The sequence below is a fragment of the Chloroflexota bacterium genome (genome assembly GCA_015478725.1).
GTDB lineage: Bacteria > Chloroflexota > Limnocylindria > Limnocylindrales > CSP1-4 > C-114.
This window is the reverse complement of the sequence record JADMIG010000004.1, coordinates 57,112-77,613: the sequence shown is the minus strand read 5'-3', so window position 1 is coordinate 77,613 and position 20,502 is coordinate 57,112. Positions and strand designations below refer to the sequence as shown.

The 20,502-nt window shown below is 71.3% G+C and carries 23 protein-coding genes and 1 tRNA gene; 8 read left to right on the top strand and 16 right to left on the bottom strand.

Features of this window, described 5'->3' with window-relative positions; translation table 11 throughout:
* Positions 1-404 precede the first annotated feature (404 nt).
* Positions 405-1,067, top strand: coding sequence for a hypothetical protein (locus IVW53_05195; GenBank protein ID MBF6604961.1), 663 nt, complete (start codon positions 405-407; stop codon positions 1,065-1,067).
* Positions 1,060-1,560 (top strand): PIN domain-containing protein, encoded by a 501-nt coding sequence (locus tag IVW53_05190; protein ID MBF6604960.1) that lies wholly within the window; start codon positions 1,060-1,062, stop codon positions 1,558-1,560. Before IVW53_05195 ends, IVW53_05190 begins: the two co-directional genes overlap by 8 nt.
* Positions 1,561-1,670: 110 nt before the next feature.
* On the opposite strand, the gene IVW53_05185 is transcribed toward IVW53_05190, so the two are convergent.
* Positions 1,671-1,745 (bottom strand) — tRNA-Thr (locus tag IVW53_05185).
* A gap of 116 nt (positions 1,746-1,861) precedes the next feature.
* Between IVW53_05185 and IVW53_05180 the strand changes: the two genes are divergently transcribed.
* The 6 genes from IVW53_05180 to IVW53_05155 all read left to right on the top strand — a co-directional run bounded on the left by IVW53_05180 (position 1,862) and on the right by IVW53_05155 (position 4,546).
* Positions 1,862-2,137, top strand: a complete 276-nt coding sequence (locus IVW53_05180) for a type II toxin-antitoxin system Phd/YefM family antitoxin (GenBank protein ID MBF6604959.1) — start codon at positions 1,862-1,864, stop codon at positions 2,135-2,137.
* Between the two features lie 67 nt (positions 2,138-2,204).
* Positions 2,205-2,393 (top strand): hypothetical protein, encoded by a 189-nt coding sequence (locus IVW53_05175; GenBank protein MBF6604958.1) that lies wholly within the window; start codon positions 2,205-2,207, stop codon positions 2,391-2,393.
* Positions 2,394-2,512: 119 nt separating this feature from the next.
* Entirely contained in the window at positions 2,513-2,734 is a 222-nt protein-coding gene (locus IVW53_05170; GenBank protein ID MBF6604957.1) for a ribbon-helix-helix protein, CopG family, read from the top strand.
* Positions 2,731-3,081: a type II toxin-antitoxin system PemK/MazF family toxin gene (locus IVW53_05165; GenBank protein MBF6604956.1), complete on the top strand. Its 351-nt coding sequence runs from the start codon at positions 2,731-2,733 to the stop codon at positions 3,079-3,081. The genes IVW53_05170 and IVW53_05165 overlap by 4 nt, the downstream gene beginning before the upstream one ends.
* A 58-nt stretch (positions 3,082-3,139) precedes the next feature.
* On the top strand, positions 3,140-3,589 hold the full coding sequence (locus IVW53_05160) for a hypothetical protein (GenBank protein ID MBF6604955.1): 450 nt from the start codon (positions 3,140-3,142) through the stop codon (positions 3,587-3,589).
* Between the two features lie 141 nt (positions 3,590-3,730).
* Positions 3,731-4,546 carry a carbon-nitrogen hydrolase family protein gene (locus tag IVW53_05155; GenBank protein ID MBF6604954.1) on the top strand — a complete coding sequence of 272 codons (816 nt, stop codon included), beginning with the start codon at positions 3,731-3,733 and terminating at the stop codon, positions 4,544-4,546.
* A 33-nt stretch (positions 4,547-4,579) separates the two neighbouring features.
* Here IVW53_05155 and IVW53_05150 read toward each other — a convergent pair whose 3' ends face one another.
* From IVW53_05150 to IVW53_05080, 15 genes are all read right to left on the bottom strand, one after another.
* Positions 4,580-6,145, bottom strand: coding sequence for a HAMP domain-containing protein (locus IVW53_05150; GenBank protein MBF6604953.1), 1,566 nt, complete (start codon positions 6,143-6,145; stop codon positions 4,580-4,582).
* Positions 6,146-6,167: 22 nt separating this feature from the next.
* Positions 6,168-6,914, bottom strand: coding sequence for a response regulator transcription factor (locus IVW53_05145; GenBank protein ID MBF6604952.1), 747 nt, complete (start codon positions 6,912-6,914; stop codon positions 6,168-6,170).
* A gap of 189 nt (positions 6,915-7,103) precedes the next feature.
* Positions 7,104-7,880, bottom strand: coding sequence for an endonuclease III (locus IVW53_05140; protein ID MBF6604951.1), 777 nt, complete (start codon positions 7,878-7,880; stop codon positions 7,104-7,106).
* Positions 7,881-7,942: 62 nt separating this feature from the next.
* Complete coding sequence (locus IVW53_05135) at positions 7,943-8,332, bottom strand: type II toxin-antitoxin system VapC family toxin (GenBank protein MBF6604950.1); 390 nt, start codon at positions 8,330-8,332, stop codon at positions 7,943-7,945.
* Positions 8,329-9,759: a glycerate kinase gene (locus IVW53_05130; GenBank protein ID MBF6604949.1), complete on the bottom strand. Its 1,431-nt coding sequence runs from the start codon at positions 9,757-9,759 to the stop codon at positions 8,329-8,331. Before IVW53_05130 ends, IVW53_05135 begins: the two co-directional genes overlap by 4 nt.
* Positions 9,756-11,807, bottom strand: coding sequence for a glucosyl-3-phosphoglycerate synthase (locus IVW53_05125; GenBank protein ID MBF6604948.1), 2,052 nt, complete (start codon positions 11,805-11,807; stop codon positions 9,756-9,758). The genes IVW53_05130 and IVW53_05125 overlap by 4 nt, the downstream gene beginning before the upstream one ends.
* Positions 11,804-13,207 (bottom strand): glycosyl transferase family 2, encoded by a 1,404-nt coding sequence (locus IVW53_05120; protein ID MBF6604947.1) that lies wholly within the window; start codon positions 13,205-13,207, stop codon positions 11,804-11,806. The genes IVW53_05125 and IVW53_05120 overlap by 4 nt, the downstream gene beginning before the upstream one ends.
* A 460-nt stretch (positions 13,208-13,667) precedes the next feature.
* The gene (locus tag IVW53_05115; protein MBF6604946.1) at positions 13,668-14,390 is read right to left on the bottom strand and encodes a hypothetical protein; all 723 of its coding nucleotides are present in this window, start codon (positions 14,388-14,390) and stop codon (positions 13,668-13,670) included.
* Positions 14,390-15,253: an SDR family oxidoreductase gene (locus IVW53_05110; GenBank protein ID MBF6604945.1), complete on the bottom strand. Its 864-nt coding sequence runs from the start codon at positions 15,251-15,253 to the stop codon at positions 14,390-14,392. Before IVW53_05110 ends, IVW53_05115 begins: the two co-directional genes overlap by 1 nt.
* Positions 15,253-16,125: an SDR family oxidoreductase gene (locus tag IVW53_05105; protein ID MBF6604944.1), complete on the bottom strand. Its 873-nt coding sequence runs from the start codon at positions 16,123-16,125 to the stop codon at positions 15,253-15,255. The genes IVW53_05110 and IVW53_05105 overlap by 1 nt, the downstream gene beginning before the upstream one ends.
* Positions 16,125-17,138, bottom strand: coding sequence for a UDP-glucose 4-epimerase GalE (galE, locus tag IVW53_05100; protein ID MBF6604943.1), 1,014 nt, complete (start codon positions 17,136-17,138; stop codon positions 16,125-16,127). The genes IVW53_05105 and galE overlap by 1 nt, the downstream gene beginning before the upstream one ends.
* Positions 17,138-17,569, bottom strand: coding sequence for a hypothetical protein (locus IVW53_05095; protein ID MBF6604942.1), 432 nt, complete (start codon positions 17,567-17,569; stop codon positions 17,138-17,140). Before IVW53_05095 ends, galE begins: the two co-directional genes overlap by 1 nt.
* Positions 17,566-18,963 carry an HD domain-containing protein gene (locus IVW53_05090; protein ID MBF6604941.1) on the bottom strand — a complete coding sequence of 466 codons (1,398 nt, stop codon included), beginning with the start codon at positions 18,961-18,963 and terminating at the stop codon, positions 17,566-17,568. The genes IVW53_05095 and IVW53_05090 overlap by 4 nt, the downstream gene beginning before the upstream one ends.
* Before the next feature lie 11 nt (positions 18,964-18,974).
* Positions 18,975-19,490, bottom strand: a complete 516-nt coding sequence (locus IVW53_05085; protein ID MBF6604940.1) for an HNH endonuclease — start codon at positions 19,488-19,490, stop codon at positions 18,975-18,977.
* A 51-nt stretch (positions 19,491-19,541) separates the two neighbouring features.
* Complete coding sequence (locus IVW53_05080; protein MBF6604939.1) at positions 19,542-20,483, bottom strand: hydroxymethylglutaryl-CoA lyase; 942 nt, start codon at positions 20,481-20,483, stop codon at positions 19,542-19,544.
* Positions 20,484-20,502 lie beyond the last annotated feature (19 nt).

Genomic DNA, 20,502 nt, shown 5'->3' with positions numbered 1-20,502 from the left:
CACTGTTGGAACTCCCGGCTTGGCGGTGCCACGAGCGCGCAGCCACGTGCCTCCACGCCCACGCCCCCTCAGGTGACAACCTGGATCGGATTGTACGGCCCGACATCACCCGGCCGGCGCGCGCGGCGCCCGCGTCCTCGGCAATTGGGACGGGGTGCCGCCGTCGGATCCACGTGTCGACCGGCGGCGTGTACTCTCGCGTACGTGTCGCCTAAGGTGACACGAGCCCGCGCGAACCTCGGCATGGGAGTCCGCCGATGCCAACCAAGTTCACGTTCAAGGTCGAAACGCAGGACCCTCGCGAGCCCGTACCGTTCGATGCCTTCGCGGAGATGGTCGGCCACTTCGCGAGTATCCTCGCTGAGCTTGACGCGGCGACTACCGGCCAGCCGACCATGCGGTGGGTGATCCGGAACCTCGAAGTTGGCAGCGCGCAGGTCGGGCTCGAGGCGGCCCCAATCAACCCGCTCTACGATCGCAGTGCGTACGTGGTCAGTCAGTTCGCCACAGGTATGACAACGGTCCGCGATCAGGGCGAGCGGCCCGAGGGGATCTCCGACACCGCCTGGTCTGACTACAGAGCCATCGTCCGCGTGCTGCACGACGGCATCAGCCGAGTGTCCATCGACGCTGAGGAGCAGTCGGTCGTCCTCACGAGCGCAGTGCAGCTGTCTGACGAGGACGAGGCGTTGACGACGGCCCCCGTCGAGATCGGGACCCAGACCGCCATGAGCACCGTCGAGGGGCCGCTTGAGGACGTGTTCGGCCACGACAAGAAGCAGCCGAGCTTCGCGATCTGGGACACGCTGTACGGTCACCGCGTCCGGTGCGACTTCCCCGCCTCCATGTGGGACGACGTGAAGGCTGGCGTGCAAGAGCGGGTGCGCGTCCACGGGCTCGTAACGTTCGACCGACTGGGCCGCCCGGAGCGGGTTCAGGTGCGGTCCATCCAGGTGCTCCGGCACGACCGCCAGCGTCCGCGTGCCGCGGCGCTGCTCGGCCTTGCCCCCAATCTCACGGGCGGGGTGCCGTCTGAGGTCTGGGTGCGTCGGATTCGCGATGCCTGACAAGCCCGTGGTCACCATCGACACGAGCCCGTGGATCGCGCTCCTGGCTAAGGAGGTGGACCGCGCCGAACACGTCCTTCGGTTGCTCGAGCAGGCCGAGCGCGGCGAGATCAAGGTGTTCGTCTCTACGGTCACGATCACCGAGACGGTGAAGGGCCCGGCGGCAGGCGATCCGCTGCTGACGGACGAGCAGGAGAGCGTCCTCGTCGATTACATGGACAACCCGTTCATCACGCTCGTCTCCGTTGATCCGGTCGTCGCCGCGCGAGCTCGTGACCTGCGCCGGCATGTCCGGTGGCTGAAGACACCGGACGCCATGATCCTCGCGACGGCCCTCGTGACGGGATCCGAGACCCTGTACACGTACGACCAGACGGACCTGGTGCGCTTGAACGGGTCGGCCGACGTCGGCGGCCTTCGGATCGTCATTCCACCCGTCGACTATCAGCTCGCCTTTCTCGCGCCCACCGACGCGCCACCGCGGTTGACCTGAGACCTCAAGTCAACCGACGGGATCCTCGCAAAGGCGATCCGCATAACTCAAGCCGATTCCGACGCGTTGCGAGCTCGACCAAGCCGTGGGGCAATTCGCGCGTGAAAGGGTGGAGCCGACACTCGGATTTGAACCGAGGACCTGCTGTTTACGAAACAGCTGCTCTACCGCTGAGCTATGTCGGCGCGGGCGCGAGTATAGGCGATGAGGTCCGGCAGCAACGGTTTGCGCGCTGGCCCGCAGCCGAACAGACGATGATCGCATTGACAGGAGTACATCGGACCGTACACTTGTCCGTGTCATGAAGAGCATTCCGATCAGCGATCTGCGGAAGCGGGTGGCCGACGTCATCGACGACGTCCAGTCGACCGAGGAGCCGACGGTCGTCCTGCAGCGCTCGCGGAAAGCGGCGTACATCGTGAACCCCGAGCGATATGAACGTGATCAAGCCGAATTGAGCGCGCTTCGCCGGACGATCTTCCTGGCCGAGGTCCGCGAGGCAGAGGCTGAGCATCAGGCCGGCGAGGCGTCACGTTTCGACGACGTCGAGCAGCTGCTCAACGAGCTACGGAGCTGACTTGCGGCTCACGGCCTCCAGTCGCTTCCTTCGAACGGCCAGGAAGCTCCGAGAACCGCAGGCGTCGATGCTGCGTGCCGCACTCCGCCGTTTGGCAGCCGACCCGAAGGATCCGCTTCTTCGAACGCACAAGCTGAAGGGCGACCTCGACGCCTACTGGGCGTTCAGCGTTGACGACGACCTCCGCGTCCTGTTCCGCTGGGCCGGCGACGACGCGTTCCTCGTCAACCTTGGCTCTCACGACCAGGTGTACTGAGGCGGCGCCCGGTGGTGGGTTCGCATTGCCGGCCCAGTACACGGTCGCTCTGCGAAGACGGCGTCAGCGGTGGGCCACGCCCATTGCTACCCGAGTCCTACCTCGGGTAGTATCGTCGTATGAAGGTCAGTGTGAGCCTGCCCGGCGAGGACGTCCACTTCCTCGACGAATACGCGAAGGAACAGGGGCTTGAATCTCGATCGGCCGCCGTCCATCGAGCCGTGCGCCTCCTTCGCACGGCAGAACTGAGCGGCTCCTACGAAGGGGCGTGGGAGGAGTGGGCAGTTGAGGGCGGGGCCAGCCTCTGGGAGACGACCACCGGCGACGGACTTGGGTCATGATGCGCCGCGGCTCCATCCATTCCGTGGACCTCGATCCCGCCCGCGGCTCCGAGGCGAACAAGCGGCGGCCGGCGGTCATCGTCAGCAACGACGCAGCCAACGCGACGGCCGAACGGCTGGGTCGCGGCGTCATCACCGTTGTTCCCGTGACGTCGAATGGCGAACGGGTCTACCCGTTCCAGGTTCTGCTTCCAGCCGCGGAGACAGGGCTCGCCGACGACTCCAAGGCGCAGGCGGAGCAGGTCAGATCGATCGCCGTCGAGCGGGTGGGTGACCGGCTGGGTGCCGTTCCCAACGCGATCATGATCGACATCGACGAAGCGCTGCGCCTGCATCTTGCCCTGTGACGGCGTTCACCTCACCGAACGGGAACCAGTGACCGTCGCTCGACGTCTCGGCGCCACGATGCGGGAACTGAGTCGTCGCCAGATCGGGGTGGACCTTCGATCGCGTGCCGCGGTAGTCGCCTTCATAGCCGTCGCACTCGCCCTGGTCGTCGGCGCGTGCACCGTAGGCCCCGGGGCGGGCGGATCGATCGCCGGTGGCCGCACGGTCCCGGGGACGGTCCTCGCCGGACCGACGTGTCCGGTGCAACGCGTCGGCGACTCGGGGTGTGCGGATCGGCCGGTCGCCGGTGCGGTCCTCGTAGTGACGACGCCGTCCGGCACTGAGATCGCCAGGGTCACGAGCGACGCGGGTGGAGCGTTCAGCCTCTCGCTCGCGCCGGGCGACTATCTCCTCGTGCCGCAGCCCGTGGCCGGGCTCATGATCACGCCTCGTCCACTCGCGTTCTCCGTCGCCGCGGCCGGGGCTGCGTCGGCGCTTGACGTGCGCTACGACACCGGCATCCGCTGAAGGTCTGCCGGGGGCACACATCGACCCCTATGCCCCGAAGTCGATGGCGACGACGCCCTTTCGCCCCCGCGATGACCGGCCGACGCGACGGCCCTTCGCCCCCCGCGATGACCGGCCGACGCGATGTGGCATCCTCCGCGCATGACCCGCCTTCGCGTCGCCCTGGTCCAGCTCGATGCCGGCGCCGAGGCCGACACGAACGTCGCGACCGCCGCCGCGCTCACGAACGAAGCCGCAGCCGGCGGCGCGCAGCTCGTCGCGCTGCCGGAGTACCTCCAGTTCCGCGGCCCGGATGCGGGCTTTCGCGCTTCGGCCCGTCCGGTCCCAGGCCCGTTCACTGCGCCATTCACCGAGGTCGCGCGGAGTCGAGGCTGCTGGATCCTCGTCGGATCGCTCGCCGAGACGAGTGCGGATCCGGATCGCCCGTACAACACGAGCGTCCTCATCGCGCCGGACGGTTCGATCGCCGCGACGTATCGCAAGGTCCACCTGTTCGATGTCGCGGTGGAGGCGGGGCCCGTCGACACCGAGTCTTCCCGGGTGAGCCCCGGCGACCGGGTGGTGACTGCCGACGTCGACGGTGTGAGACTCGGTCTCACGATCTGTTATGACGTTCGCTTCCCGGAGCTCTACCGGACGCTCGCACTGGCCGGCGCCGAGGTCTTCACTGTCCCGGCGAACTTCACCGAGCGGACCGGCCGCGACCATTGGGAGGTCCTCCTCCGGGCTCGTGCGATCGAGAACGGCGCGTACGTTCTCGCGCCTGCGCAGATCAACGGTCCGCCGGGAGCGCCCGCCTACGGCCGGACGATGGTCGTGGACCCGTGGGGCACGATCGTCGCCCAGGCACCGGACCGCGTCGGCATCGTCACCGCGCAGCTCGACACGGATCGCGTCGCGTCGGTCCGCCGACAGATCCCCGTCCTCGCGAACCGCCGGCCGGAGGCGTATCGCTGACGTCGCCTCGCGAACGGAGACGATGCGAGGGCCCTATCCCTCGTGGCCCGATTCAGCGGGGAGCCAGATGCTGAACGCCGCGCCGCGGCCGGGGACCGCAGGCTCGAGAACGAGGTCGCCCGCCATGGCGCGACACAGTTCGCGGGAGACGTAGAGGCCGAGGCCGCTGCCGTCCTCCGCCTGCTGGGAGTTGCCGCGCACGAAGCGGGCGAACAGGCGCCGGCGGTCCGCCTCCGCCACGCCCGGCCCGTGGTCGGCGATCGTCAGGCGGAGCCGACCCTCGACCACTCCGATGCCCGGGCGCGCCCCTGGCGAGCCCGGGTCGAGCGGTGCGTCGCCCGCGGCGGGCTCCAGGTCGAGCTCGACCTGAACCGGTCCCCGCGCGCCATACTTCACGGCGTTGTCGAGGAGCGCCCAGAGGACCTGGTCGAGCTGATCGACGTCCGTCACCGCGAGCCATCCATCACTTCGATCGTCGATGGTGAACGGCACGTCGTCCGCGGCGAGCGCCTCCCAGGCCCGCCGGACTCGGGACCCGAGCGCCACCACCTCCACCTGCGGCCGCAGTGCTCCGGAGTCGAGGCGGGTCACGGTGAGGAGCTGGCGGACCATCCGCGAGAGTCGATCGGCCTGCTCGCCGATGATCTCCAGGCGCCGATCCGGGTTCTTGGCGGCGAGCTGATCGGCGTAGGCCCGGATGCTCGTGAGCGGTGTCTGGAGGTTGTGACTCACGCCCCGGAGGAAGTCGTCCTTCGCCGCATCGAGCTCGAGGAGCTGGACGTTCTGGGCTTCGACGCGGGCGAACAGCTCGGCGTTCCGCAGGGAGGCGCCCACCTCGGCGGCGAACACCTCGAGGAGATCCTGGTCGGCCCGTTCCCAGGTCCGCGTCGCCGGCAGGTGGCCGACGAGGACACCGAGCTTCTCGTCGCCCGCTCGAAGCTCCGCGCGGACCGGCAGCGGATCGGCGGGCACGCGCTCCTCGACCGGCACGGTCGCCGGATCGACGAGGTGGATCTCCGCGTCGATGAGGCCGAAGGCCTCCCGGGCATCGTTGGAGGCCGAACCGACGAGCCAGTCGACGCCCGCCCTGGGCGAGCCGTGGACGATGCCGGCGAGGATCCGCCCGAGCTCACGGTTCCGCCGCTCGAGCGCTGCGGTGAGGAGGTTGTGGCTCTCCGCGAGGCGGGCGAGCTCGTCGTCGCCCTCGACGACGATGCGAGTCGAGAGATCGCCGGACTTGACCCGGTCCACGGCGGATGCGATCGCCCGGAGGGGGGCGGTGAGACCGGTCGCGAGGAGGTACGAGGCGAGGACGGCGATGAGCGCCGCGAACACGACGGCGAGGAGGAGGAGGCGCGGGATCGTCGAGACCGGGTCCGGCAACCGCGAAGCCACCACGAGGAACAGGCCGAAGATCGCCAGCGGGAGGACCGAGGCACCGATGAGGGCGATGGTCAGCCGGGTCCGGAGCGCGAGCCGCGAGCCGATCCGCTCGGACCGATCCTCCAGGGTGTCGAGGGCGTCGATGCGATCGTCGAGGGCGTCGAGCCGATCCCCGAGGGTGTCGATGCGATCCGTGGGGGTGTCGCCGGGGATCATCCGGCCTTCGACCCTGGCCGGCTCATCGGGCGTCCGTCTCCGCGTCGTCGCCGGTCATGAGCCGATAGCCCACACCGCGCACGGTGATGAGGTGCCGCGGCCGGTTCGCATCGGCCTCGATCTTCTGGCGGAGCCTGCGCATCGTCACCCAGACATACGAAGGGTCGGCATCCTCGGTCTCGGCCCAGCCGCGGGCGAGGAGTGTCTCCGTCGCGACCGTCCGACCCAGATTCGCGGCGAGCGCATAGAGGAGCCGGGATTCGGTCGGCGTGAGCGCGACCGTCGTCCCGCGGACGACCGCCTCGCGCCGGTGAAGCTCGAGGGCGAGGTCGGGACCGAGGACGAGCCGGCCGCGCGGCACCCGATCGCCGAGGCGCCGGAGGACACGGTTGATCCGCGCCCGAAGCTCCGGATAGTGGTACGGCTTCGTGACATAGTCCTCGGCGACCTCGTCGAGGAGGTCCGCCTTGCTGTCGCCGGCGTCGATCGCCGAGAGCACGATGATCGGCAGGTCCGCGCGGCCCTTGACCTCGCGGGCGAGGGAGAGGCCGTCCATCCGCGGCATCATCATGTCGACCACGAGAAGGTCCGGCCAGCCCGACTCGAGCCGCTTGAGTGCCTCCGCGCCGTCACGGGCGGTGGCGACGTCGAAGCCGTCGTCGCGGAGCTGCTCGGCAAGAAGGGCGCGAAGATTGGCATCGTCGTCGACGATGAGGATCCGCGGCGGTTGGACCGCCCCGCGCGCACCGGACGCTCCCGGGCTCAGCATGGCTCGGAGTATAGGAGCGGCTCGCGGCCGCGGTTCGGACGTGGCGCGACGGCGGACATGGCGGGCGACGGACGGCGCGGCGGGCGCGGCGGCGGAGGCGGAGGGTCGAACGCCTGGTGGGCACGGCGGTGGGGGGAACGACGAGGGCAGGTCGGCGGTGCAGGGGCGCAGATCGTGAGCGGCGGCCGTTCATGGTGCCCGTCGATCGACATGGCGGCAGCGGGGTGCGACCGGGCAGCGACCGCACTCGGGATTGCGAGCGTGGCAGACGAGCCTACCGTGCCGGATGAGGAGGACGTGCGCCGCATATGGCTCGGCCGGTCCGAGGAGGGCGAGGTAGAGCTCGTGCGCCTGGTCCGCGGTCGCCTTCGGTGGGATGAGGCCGATCCGCTTCGAGACCCGCTCGACGTGCCGGTCGACGGGCATGAGCGGCATCCCGAAGCCGAAGAGGAGGACGATCGAGGCGGTCTTCGGGCCGACTCCGTCGATCGCGGTGAGCCAGGCGCGGGCGTCGAGCGGCGTCATCTCGCCGAGGAACTCGAGGGCATGGTCGCCGCGCTCCTCGCGGATCCGGCGGAGGGCGGCCTGGATCCGGGGCGCCTTCTGCGGCGCGAGGCCGCCAGGCCGGATGACGTCGACCAACTCGGGGAGCGGCGCGGCTTCGACCGCCGGCCAGTCGGGAGTGACGCCCGGCCGCAGGCCCGTGCCGCCCCAGCCGCCGCCGAGCTCCGTCGCGACGGCAGCTCCGCCCGTCGGGTACGCCTCGCGGAGCCGTTCGTAGGCTCGCTCGGCGTTGATGTCGGCGCTGTTCTGGGTGAGGATCGTGAGGACGAGCTCGCTCGTCGGATCGAGGCGCCGCTGCCAGGTCGGGAGACCGTGGAACGTGGTGAGCGCCTCGAGGACGTACGGGACGAGGCCGGGCCGACGCCGGGCGAGACTCCGTGCCCACGCCTTCGCCGGGTCCATGGGACGTCGCCGCGGCGCGGTTCGTTTCGCGGCGCCAGCGCGAGGATCGGCGCGCGGGTGGCTCACCAGATCGTTTCGACGTCGTAGCGCGAGATCACCGGGTCAGCCGTGACGATCGGCACACGCTCGATCTGCGCCTGGGCGACGAGGATCCGATCGAACGGGTCGCGGTGGATCCGGGGGAGCGCTCCGGCTTGCAGGGCATGCCGGAGATCGATCGCGATCGGACCAAAGCGATGCCGACGCACCAGGTCTTCGACATAGGACGTGGAATCGTCGGGGAGGTCGAGCCGGCCTGCGCCCGACTTGATCGCGATCTCGTAGGCTGAAGCGGCGCTTACGAGTGCCTCCGTTGACGGGTCCGCGATGAGCTCGCGAGCGGTGGTGGAAAGGCTCGCTCCACCGCCCGAGGCCCACCACAGGAGCACGTGTGTATCGAGGAGAACTCTCACGCGTGCCAGTCTCGAAGAGGATCGTCCGGGTGCATGTAGTCGGGGTCCAGCTCTGGCAGCGGATCGTCGAAGTCCGGGTGAATCACGATCCGATCGTTGCCTGGCACGCGGCGTCCCAACGTACCCTCGATCGGCTCGAGCGTCGCAACCGGTTTGCCGGCGCGGGCGATGACGACTCGTTCACCCCGCTCGACGGCCGCAAGAAGCCGCGAGAGGTGGGTCTTGGCCTCGTGGACGTTGACGGTGGTCGTCACGTCGCGATGGTGACTTAGTCCGATCGGGTAGTCAATAGTCCGCGGTGTCCGCTCGAGGCGGGCGAGCCGCTCGCCGCAGGCGATGAGGGGTGCTGCCGCGAGCGCGATCGCCTCCTCGAGCGCGATCGGCCCATCGTGGACCGCGACGACCGAGACGCCGAGTGGCTCGAGGGCCTCGACCCCCGCGGCCTCCACGCCGCCGCCGACGGCGATGCAGCGGATGCCGGCCTGCCGCGCTCGGCGAGCGACACCGAAGGCGGTCTTGCCGAACGCCGTCTGCGCGTCGATCCGACCCTCGCCGGTGATGACGATGTCGGCGCTGGCGAGCCGGGCGGCGAAGTCCGTCGCCTCCATGACGAGATCGACACCGGGAACGAGCTCGAGCGAGGCGAATCGATCCCGCAGGCAGAGCATGCCGAAGCCCGTCCCCCCGGCGGCGCCGGCCCCGGGGGTGTCGCGCTCGCGACGGCCCGTCGCACGTTCGAGCGCGTCGGCGAATCCGGCGAGCCGCGCGTCGAGCGCCCGGACGTCCGCCGGCGAGGCTCCCTTCTGGGGCCCGTACGTCGCGGCCGCGCCCCGCTCGCCGAGGAGCGGATTGGTCACGTCGCAGGCGATCCGCAGACGGACCCCGGCGAGCCGCGGATCGAGGTCCGCGAGATCGACCGAATCGAGGTTCGGCGACACCCTCGCTCCGAGAGCGCGGAGGATCCCGGCCCCACCGTCCGTGGTGGCGCTGCCGCCGATGCCGAGGACGATGTCGCGGATCCCCGCGTCGAGCACGGCGCGCAGCACAAGCCCGGTCCCCGCGGTGGTCGCGACGAACGGGTCGCGCTCGCCGGCTGCGACCCGCGAGAGCCCGGAGGCCTCCGCCAGCTCGATGACGGCGCGACCGCCGTCACGGTCGGCAGTGGTGAGCCACCGAGCCCGCACCGGGCGGCCGAGCGGGTCCGGCGCCGTGGTTTCCCGCCACGCCCATGCCCCCGTCGCGGCGATCGCCTCGAGCGTGCCCTCGCCGCCGTCCGCGAGCGGTGAGAGCAGGACGCGATCGTCCGGTCGGACGCTCCGCCATCCGGTCGCGAGCGCCGTCGCGACCTCGACGGAGGTGAGGGTCCCCTTGAACGAGTCCGGCGCGATGAGGACGGTGCGGTCGCCGGTGATCGTCGCCGTCGTCACCGCAGCGTCGAGACGAGCGGTGCGGCTGCGCCAGCCGCCTGTCGTCGCTCGAGATACTCGGGGATCCGGATCATCGGCGGGCGCTCCTGGTCGGCGAGCTCGATGATCTCCAGTCCGAGCCGTCCGCGACCCGAACGAGGGAGCTTCATCGTGGACCCGAGCTCGGCGAAGAGTCGTGCCTTCCGCCGTTCCTCGAGCCGCTTCATGACCGCCTGGAGGATGACGAACGACATCCGCGACAGACCCTCGAGCTCCTGGTTCCGATGGATCCGCCGCTCGAGATCCACCTGGCCGAGGCCCTCGAGGCCGACGCGCTCGGCGACGTCGATGAGATGGCCGATCTCCACGGCATAGCCGGTGAAGAACGGGATCGTCTCGAGGAGCGAGCGCCGCCCGGCGTATTCACCGGCGAGCGGCTGGATGAGCCCGGAGAGCTCGGGGAAGAAGAGGTTGATGAGCGGTCGGGCGACGAGCTCGGTGACCCGTCCGCCACCACCCTCCTTGAGCTGTCCGCCCTCGACGATCGGGCGCTGGTAGTAGCCCTTCACGTACTGCAGGCGAGACTCGTGGAGGAGCGGGCCGAGCGTTCCGTACACCATCCGCGGATGCCAGTTGCGGACATCCGTGTCCGCCCAGACGACGATGTCGCCGGACGTCTCGTACAGCGACTTCCAGAGGGCCTCGCCCTTGCCGCGAAAGCTGCCGTAGCGGGCGAGGACGTCGGGATGCTGGACGACCCGCGCCCCCTCCGCCTCGGCGATCTCGCGGGTCCGGTCCGTCGACGCGGAGTCGATGACGAGGAGCTCGTCGAGGAGCGGGACGCGGCCCATCATCTCGCGGATCGCCCGGCGGACGATCGGCCCGATCGTCTCCTCCTCGTCGAGCGTCGGCAGGACGAGGCTGACCGTCACGCCGAGCTTCTCCTTGAGCGCCACGAGCCGCCGCAGGTCGCTGAACTCGGCGTGATGGAAGTTCGACTCGCCGAACCAGCGCTCGACGCGGGCGGGCACGGCTCGGGCCTCCTCGGCGGCGCGATCCGCCGCCGCGAGCGACTCGGCTCGACCGGCGAGCTGCTCGAACGTCCCGTGCGAGATGGGCTCGCGCGTCTTGACCACGATGACGGTGGGCCGGGCGCGCGCGGCGATCGCCTCCGGGAGGGCGCCGAAGAGATGAGCCGTGCCATCCCCCTCGGCGCCGGGGACGGCCGACGCGCCCATGACCACGAGGTCCACGCTCTCGGCCTCGCGGAGGATGGCGTTCCGGACGTTGACCGCCTCCCGGAGCCGGGCGTCGACGCGGCCGGACACGTGCTGCCTGACGAACGCCGTGAGGGCGCGTTCCGCCTGGGCCCGGACGGCGAGGGTGATGCCGGGCGGGACGAGGTGGAGGGCGATGACCTCGGCATCGTGGCCGCGGGCGAGGGCGTCGGCGAAGCGGAGGGCGAGCTCCGCGTGGGGGCCGCCGCGGACCGGCACGAGGATTCGTCGGATCTCGGCGGCGCCGCGCTGCTTGACGACCGCGATGTCGCACGGCGATTCACGAACGACCTCGTCGATCGTCGGCGAGATGACTGTCCCGCGGGCGTCGCGGCTGTTCGACCCGCTGTGCGAGCCGGCCGCGGGGCTCGGGCCCGCCGCGTCGTTCTGGCCGCTCGCGTCGCGGGCGATCGCGGCCGCGCGGGTGGCGCGCGACTCGCGTCCGGCGGACGCCTTGCCGCCCCAGCCGAAGATGAGGAGATCCGCCTCCTGTTCGGCGGCCGCTTCCACGATCCCCTCGGCGGCGTGCCGTCCGATCCGCACGATCGGGTGGATGGGCGTGCCGGACGGCGCGAAGTCGAGGACGCGCTGGAGGAGCCGGCGGGCGTGGCGAGCCCGGGTGGCGCCCTCCGAGAGGGGCATCCCCTCGGGTACCTCGACGATGCCGAGCGCCGTCAGCTCGCCGCCGCGCGGCTCGAGGAGTCCGGCTCCGAGCCGGATGAGCTCCTCCGCCGTCGCGGGATTCGCGACCGGGATGAGGATGCGGACCGGAAGCGGCGATCTGGTCGTCATGTGCCCTCGGCGGCTGCGTCCGCTCCACTCCAGCGATCCACGAGGTACGGCTTGAGCAGCTCGAACTCGCGGGCCTGGTGTTCGACCCGCTCCTCCGCCTGCTCGGCCGTCTGCTGGCGGTTCTCGATGATGAAGCTGCCGACCCGCCCGAAGTAGATCGGGACGAGCGACGCGACGAACCGCTCGATCGGCGCGTCGGCCGGTCTGGCGGCGACCACGAGGTCGTAGACGATGCGGGCCCAGAGGTCGTCCGGGAAATGGAACGCAGCGAGCGCCTCGGCGAGCTCGAGCGTGGAGGTCCCCTCGGCGGCCGAGCCGGTCCCCTCACCGCCGCCACCGATGCCGAGGCGGTTCTGGGTGGCCGCGGCGAGCTCGCCCGCCTCGTTGGCGAGCGTGAGGACGGCCTCGAGATTCATCGTCGCGAGCATGGCGGCCCACGAGTCGGCCATCGTGAGGGCACCGGCGTGGAACTCGGACAGGAGGCGCAGGGTGTTCACCTCGAGCGGCGGCGGATCGGCGAGCCGCTCGAAGCCGTAGGCGGGGATCGGATGGGAGCCGCGGATCGGAAGCCAGGCGTCGGCATGCGCGCGAGCGAGTCGAAGGATCGTGCCGACGACCTGGCGGAACATCGGTCCAAGATCGGCGCCCGGATCCTTCGGGTCGTGGACCTTCGCCCCGAGGCGAGCCTGGCACACGGCGAAGCCGCCGGTGAGAGCCGTCGTCGTCATCCAGATGTCGATGCCGAAGCGGCTCACGTCGCTCGTCCAGCCGTCCGCGGCGAGGTAGTGCCGGACGAGGTCGCCGCTCACCCCGAAGTCGCCACCGATCGGCTGACGGATGCGGTGCCCATAGAGAGCCCGGGTGAGCGGGTAGGTGACGGTGTTCGTGATCGTGCCGTCGTACTTGTAGCGAGCGTAGAGCGGGGCGACGAAGTCGTAGCCACCCTTGAGGATCGGGCCGGCGAGCAGCTCGACCCACTCCGGCAGGATCGAGCGGAGGTCGCTGTCCACGACGACGAGGGCGCTGACCTGCAGCGCGGCCGCGATCTCGAAGATCGTCCGGAGCGCCGCGCCCTTGCCGCCGACGCCGTCGATCTCCGGGTAGGTGAGACTCATCCGGGCGAGCCGATTCCTCGGCTGGACGAGGAGGATCTCCTCGATGTAGTCCGGCGGTTCCGTCTCGACGACGACCCGGGCCGTCCCGTCGGGCGAGCCGGCGTCCGCGTTGACGAGGATCGGGTGGAGGTCCGGGAAGTACTGGACGAGCCCGGCCTGGGCCGCCCGCACGACGTAACCGATCGTCGCCGCGTTCTTGAAGCTCGGGATGCCGACCATGATGTCGGCACGGCCGATCCGGGCGATCTCGTCGCGAACGGCCGGCGGGAGGACGGACGCGGGCATCGCCGTCACCGTACCACTCGCGTGGCCGCAGCGTGCCGTGGGCGCGTGTGGGCAGGTGCGGCCGCGGTGCGGCCGTGGCGCTGTGGCGAGGTGCGGACGCAGTGCGGCCACGGAGGCGGCCCGCGTACTGCGGGGGCGCCGCTGACCGCCATTCCTGCCGCTGACCGCCGTTCCTGTCAGATGTGCGTCAGGCGCGCACTGGTCCGCGATCGGTGGCGTGCCATCAGGTCCTCCGAGCGTGGGGACCGCCATCGATCGTGACAGTTGATCGAGCGACGGCTCATATGGCAGCGTTCCGCCGACGAGTGCCCTCCTGGAGAGCGGATGGCAGGATCCGCGGTCGACCTTGCTCCCGCCCGTGGTCGACCGGCTGCCCGCCCGCGATCGGCCCCGCTCCCGCCCGCGGTCGGCCCCGCTCCCGCCCGCGGTCGGCCCCGCTCCCGCCCTCGGCCCTCGGTCCTCAGTCGAGCGGGATGGCGATCCGCGCCCAGGCCTCGTTCGGGGCGCCCGGTGTATAGCGGCTGTTCGCCGCCTTGTAGGCGAGCTCGCGGAAACCGAGCGCCCTCCAGGCGACAAGCCAGCTGTCCACCGGCGGGCGAACGTACGGACTTCGGCGGAGCAGGCTCGTCTCGTCGAACGCCGTGTCGAGGATGCGCTTTCGTTCGAGCAGCGGGATGCCGAGCAGGGCGTCATCGTCGATGGCGAGGAGATCGACGGCGACGAACGCGAGCGGAACGTCCGGGTCCACCGGAGTGGCGGCGGCCGGGATCGGGGCTCGCGCGGCGCGGGCGCTCCGCCGGCCGAAGAGCATCTGGCCCATGACCTGCGTCGTCGTCGGGATCGTCAGTCCCAGGCCGGGTGTCGCGTCGCGAGGTGCGTTCGGCTGCCGGCTCAGGTACCCGTCGAGGATCACCGACTCGGCGCGAAGGGCATCGCGCAGGTTGGCGGCGACGGCGTCGAGCGCCGCTCCCTCGAGCTCCTCGCCCTCGTCGTCGAAGAAGACCGCGTGGGCCCCGCCGGCGAGAACGTCGAGCCTCCGGACGATCGCTCCGGCCACGAGCAGCACGCGGTCGCCGCTCCAGACGGGCTCGATCAGGGGGTCTGCCACCTTCCGGACGTGCGACCGTCCGAAGGATTGCGGCCGCCAGGCACGGACGTCGAGGTCGGCGGTGCGGAGCGTCATCAGTAGCCCGCCGTGAGCCCGAAGTCGATCGAGAGCGCCGCGCCGGTGATCGGTGCCGCCGCCGGCGAAGCGAGGTAGTGGATGAGCTCGGCGACCTCCGACGGGCGGATGAAGCGCGCCGGTCGCTGCGGATATGCGGTGAGGAGGCCGGCGAGATAGGCGTCCGGATCGCCCCCGCCGAACGTATCGGCCTGATACCGGATCATCGGGGAGTCGACGTCGCCCGGGCAGACCGCGTTCGCCCGGATGCCACGGGGCGCGAGCTCGACTGCGAGCGCCTTCGTGAGGACCGTCACGCCGCCCTTGGATGCGCAGTAGATCGCGGCCTCCCTGTTGCCCCACAGTCCGGCGTCCGATGAGACATTGACGATACAGCCGCCGGTCCGCTCGAGCGCCGGGATCGCATGCCGGCACATGAAGAATGTGCCCTTGAGGTTCACGTCGACGACGCGATCCCAATCGTCCTCGGTCATCGTGTCCGACGGTCCCTCGACCCAGACGCCAGCGGAGTTGACGAGGGCGTCGAGCCGCCCGAACCGGTCGACGGCTGCGGCGACGGACCGCTCGCAGTCCGCCACGACCCGAACGTCCGCCACGATCCCGAGCGCCGTGCCTCCGGCGGCGGAGATCGTGGCCACGGCGACGTCCAGACCGGCCGCGTCGCGGTCGACGAGCGCGACGGCGGCTTCGTCCGCGGCGAATCGCTCCGCGGTCGCGAGCCCGATCCCGGACGCGCCGCCGGTGACGATGACGACCCGGCCGGGCGTCGATCCGTCGGCCGACGGTCCCGGTCCCGGTCTCTCCGCCGACGGCCTCGGTCTGTCCGTCGCCGGTCCGCCGGGTCGTGTCGTGCCGCCGGGCATCAGTACCACGCCGCCTTCGGCCCCTTGAACTCCTGGATCGTGTTCCCGCCGTCCACGACGATGCCCTGGCCGGTGATGTAGCTCGCCCCCGTGGAGGCGAGGAACACGATGGCCGAGGCGACCTCGTCCGGGGTCCCGGACCGGCCGAGCGGGGTGTGCTCGCCGCCGACCGCCTCTTCGGGGAGCTGCGAACCGGACGCGATCCAGCCGGGGAGGACGGCGTTCACCGTCACGCCCTGCGGCCCCATCTCGATGGCGAGCCCGCGGACCAGCCCCATGATGCCGGCCTTCGCCGCGCTGTACACGGTCGAGGCCGGATTGCTGACGAGCGGGCCGGTGACGGACGAGACGAAGACGACGCGACCGCCGCCTGCGGCGACGATGGACGGGAGCGCGGCCCGGGTCACCGCGAACGGAATGCGGAGGTTCTGGGCAATGCCACGGTCCCACTCCTCGTGGGTGAGTTCGAGGAAGTCGCGTGACACCTCGTCCTCGCCGACGGCGATCATCCCCGCGTTGTTGACGAGGATGTCGAGCCTGCCGTGGGCGGCGACCGCCTCGACGACGACCCGCTCGGCGACGCCCGCCGAGATGAGGTTGCCGACATGCCCGGATGCGCTGCAGCCGGTGGCCCGGAGCTCCGCGACCCGATCGTGGATGCGGGCCGTCGTCGCGGCGATCGCCACGGTCGCTCCGCGTCGTGCGAGGAGTCGCGCGGCGGCGAATCCGATGCCGCCGGCGCTCCCGGCACCCGTGACAAGGGCGACCCGCCCGGCGAACTCGCCACGATCAGTGAAGTCGCCGCGGATCGCGTCGTCGCTTCGGATCGCGTCGTCGCCTCGGATCACGTCGTCGCCGTGCACGGTCGCCATCACCGACCACCCGTTCGATCGCCGTAGCCGTCCGGGTGTCGGCGGCGCCAGGCCCACGCGGAGCCGATCATCTCCTCGAGCGAGTCGTGACGCGGTCGCCAGCCGAGGGTGTCCCGCGCTCGATCCGCTCGTGCGACGAGGACCGGCGGATCACCCTCCCGCCGCGGGCCGACCCTGACCGGGATGGATCGGCCGACGACCCGCTCCGTCGCGGCGATCACCTGGCGGACACTGAAGCCGTCACCGACACCGAGGTTGCAGGCCAGGAGGCCGGGCGTCACGGCCGCGCTCGGCGCGTCGGCGGTCGCCTCGAGCGCGAGGAGGTGCGCAGCGGCGAGATCCCGGACATCGATGTAGTCGCGGATGGGCGTCCCGTCCGGCGTCGGGTAGTCATCCCCGTACATCGTCAACTCGCCGGATGTTTCCGCCGCCCGGAGGATCGCCGGGATGAGGTGCGTCTCGGGGTCGTGGTCCTCGCCGTTCGCCTCGGTCGCCCCAGCGACGTTGAAGTAGCGGAGGCTGACGGCTCGGAGGCCGTACGCGCGGCTGTACCAGTCGAGCGCGCCTTCGAACGTGCGCTTCGTCTCACCGTACGGGTTGATCGGCCGGAGCGGTGCGTCCTCGTCGATCGGCGTCGTCAGCGGGATGCCGTAGACGGCTGCGGTCGAGCTGAAGACGAAGCGGCGGACGTTCGCGGCCCGAGCCGCGTCGAGGAGGGCGATGCCGCCGGCGACGTTCTGGCGGTAGTAGCGGGCCGGATCGCGCATCGATTCGCCGACGAGGGAGCGAGCCGCGCAGTGGAGGATCGTGTCGATGTCGTGCTCGCGGAGCGCGGCCGTCATCGCGGCCTCATCCGTGTAATCCTGGCGGAGGTGGACGATGCCCGGGGGAATCGCGCCGGCGTGTCCCGTCGAGCAGTCGTCGAGGACGACCACCGAGTGACCGGCGGCGACGAGCGCCTCGACACTCACCGAGCCCACGTAGCCCGCTCCACCGGTGACGAGGACGCGCATCAGGGCTTCCTGCGAAATCGGGCGAGGAATCCTCGGCTGCGCGCCGAGGCCGGGGCGGCATCCGGGGCCGAGGCCGGGAGGGTGGCCGAGATCGGGGCGGTGATCGGGGCGGTGACCGGGGCCGGGACGGCGGCCGGGGCCGGGCCGTTGCCCGCAGCGGGCGGGATGGTCGGCGCCCGCTCGGCGGCAAGATCCGTCAGGCGCTCGACGAGCCTGGCCGCCGCAGGGTTCTGGGAATCGAGCGCGAGTGCCTGTCGCGCGTAGCCCAGCGCTCGGGCGTCGTCCGCCCGCTCGGCGGCGACTCGGGCGAGGCCGACGAGGGCGATCGCGTCGTGCGGATCCGCGTCGGCGACGAGTCGGTACAGGCGCTCCGCCTCGTCGAGGCGCCCCATGGACAGCGTCCGCTCGGCCTGGAGGAGGATCTCGATCATCGCCTGGGCACCGCCCGCGCGATGCCGAGCAGTCGATCGCGGTCGTTGACCGCAGGGTCGGCGATGACCCGCGCGACGAGCCGATCGAGGATCCGGCCGATCTCCGGCCCGGGAGCGAGGCCGAGCTCGCGCACGAGATCGGCTCCGTCGATGGCGAGGCCGGACCGGTCGAGCGCGACGTCCGCCGCGAGCTCCCGCGCGACCCGCTGCCGGAGCTCGCCAAGGCCGTCGGCCTCCGCCGGCCGACCGCTCCCCACGTTGTCGGCCGCCCGGAGCGCGAACAGATCGTCGAGCTCGCCCCGGCCCACCTTCCCGATGAAGCGCCGGACGGCGGCGTCGCTCCAGGCGGTCTCATAGGCGAACATGTGGTGGCGGATGAGATGGGCGATCCGTTCGACCGTCTCGCGCGGCCGATGCCAGCGCCGGAGGAGGTCGGCGGCCTGCTCCGCCCCGACAACATCGTGGCCGTGGAAGTGCCCGTCCGCGGCGGTCGCCGGCTTGCCGACGTCGTGAAGGAGGGCGGCCAGCCGTACGATCGGCGACCGATCCGCGGTCGCTGCCGCGTCGACGGTCCGCAGAGTGTGATCCCAGAGGTCCTCGTTCGGGAACTTGTTCTGGGCGACGCCGCGCTCCGCCGCCAGGAGCGGAGCGACGAACGGGAGGAGGCCCGTCTCGAAGGCCAGCCGCAGGCCGATCGACGGCCTGGCCGCGGCGAGCAGTCGCTCGATCTCGGTCGCGACGCGCTCGCCGGAGAGGTGGGCGGTGAGCGGCGCGGCGTCCCGCATGGCGGCGAGCGTCGCCGGCTCCACCGCGAATCCGAGCACCGCGGCGAGCCGGACCGCCCGCAGCGTTCGCAGCGCATCCTCCCGGAATCGGAGGTCCGCAGCGCCGACCGCGCGAAGCCGCCGCAGCCCGATGTCGCCCCGGCCGTCGTACGGATCGAGGAGCGCCGGCGCGGCGCCGGGTGCGCCGCCCCAGGCGATCGCGTTGACCGTGAAGTCGCGGCGGGCGAGATCGTCCTCGATCCGGTCGCCGAACTCCACGCTGGTCGGCCGGCGGAAGTCGGCGTAGTCGCGGTCCGTGCGGAAGGTCGTGATCTCGACCGGCCCGCCGCCCGTCGGAACGAACACGGTCCCGAAGGGGTTGTCCGAGCGCGCGCCGGCGAAGATCGTCGCAAGGCGCTCGGGACGGGCGTCCGTCGCGATGTCCCAGTCCGCCGGCACCCGTCCGAGGAGGACGTCGCGGATGCTCCCGCCGACGACATACGCCGCGTGGCCGGTGGCGTGGAGCTGCTCGAGGATCGCCGCGACGTGCGGCGGAATCGCCGCGTCGATCGCGTGCCCGATGCCGGGGTCCATGCCCGGCTCGAGCGCGAGTCTCACGGCCGGCGTCATCGCCGCGACCCTCAGTTCCGACCGAGGAAGAGGTAATCCCGCCAGGCCTCGTTCCGGACGTCTTCGAGGTACGGGACGAAGACCGAGTACACGTCGCTGCGCGGTTCGAACGGCGGTCGCTGCAGGCGCAGGTGCGCCTCGTCGAGCGTCTTGCCGCCCTTCCGATGGTTGCAGCCCTTGCAGGCCGCGACGAGGTTCTCCCACGTGTGGCCACCGCCTCGATGGCGGGGGACGATGTGGTCGAGGGTGAGGTCGGTCGCCTGCCGGCCGCAGTACTGGCAGGTGTGGCGATCGCGGACGAACACCTCGCGGCGGGTGAGCCGGACGCGCGGCCGCGGGCGGCGCACCTGGTGCTGGAGGCGGATGACGGACGGAGCCCGGAACGCCTGACGGGGCGTCCGGATCTCCTGATGATTGAACTCGATGACCTCTGCTTTCTCGCCGAACAGGAGCCGGAAGGCGCGCGGCAGGTTGCACACGTTCAGGGGCTCGTAATTCTGGTTCAGCACGAGCACGGCGCCGTTCATCGTGGCGGGAGGATAGCAAGAACCCCGGCCCCGCACGGCCGGCGGACGCGATCAGGCGCGGAACGTCGCCGCGCCGGTCGCGGCATCCCAGCCCCCGGCCTGGCCGACTTTCGAGGCGAGCGGCCGGCCGAGCGCGTCGGCGATGAAACGGGCGGCGTCGAGCACGCCGGCGAGGGAAGCCTCGTGCTCCCAGCCGGAGGCGTCGAGGAAGTACACGAGGTCCTCCGTCGCGAGGTTGCCCGCCGCACCCGGCGCGTACGGGCAGCCGCCAGTCCCCCCGGTCGACGCGTCGAAGCAGCGGACGCCGGCGGCCAGCCCGGCCGACACGTTCGCGAGGGCCGTTCCGCGCGTGTCGTGGAAGTGGTGGGCGATCCGTTCGAGCGGGATCCCGGCCGCGACCGCGAGGCCGCTCAGCTCGGCGACCTGGTCGGGGACGGCGATGCCGATGGTGTCGCCGAAGCAGACCTCGTCGACGCCGAGCCCGAGCATGCGAGTGGCGACGTCCACGGCGCGGGCCGGCTCGACGCGACCGCTGTACGGACAGCCGAACGCGGTGGACACGTAGGCCCGACGCCACCATCCGAGCTCGGCCGCGCGTCGAAGGACGGGTCGCGCCGCGTCGATCGACTCGGCGATCGTCATCCCGATGTTCCGCGTTGTGAACGCGTCTGTCGCGGCAGTGAAGACGGCGACGGCCCGTGCGCCGGCGGCCTCTGCCCGCGCCATCCCGCGCTCGTTGGGGATGAGGACGGGAAGGCGAAAGCCGGGCAGCGGGGGCAGGGCCGCGATCAGCGCCTCGGCGTCGGCGAGCTGGGGGATCGCCAGGGGCGAGACGAAGCTTGTCGCCTCGATCTCACGGAGGCCCGCGCGGGCGAGCTGCTCGATGAAGCGGACCTTCGTCGCGGTCGGGATCGGCGTCGCCTCGTTCTGGAGGCCATCGCGGGGTCCGACCTCGTAGATCCGGACGCGGCGGTCCGCGGCGGACGAGTCCATCGGTGGTCGTGCGGCGAGG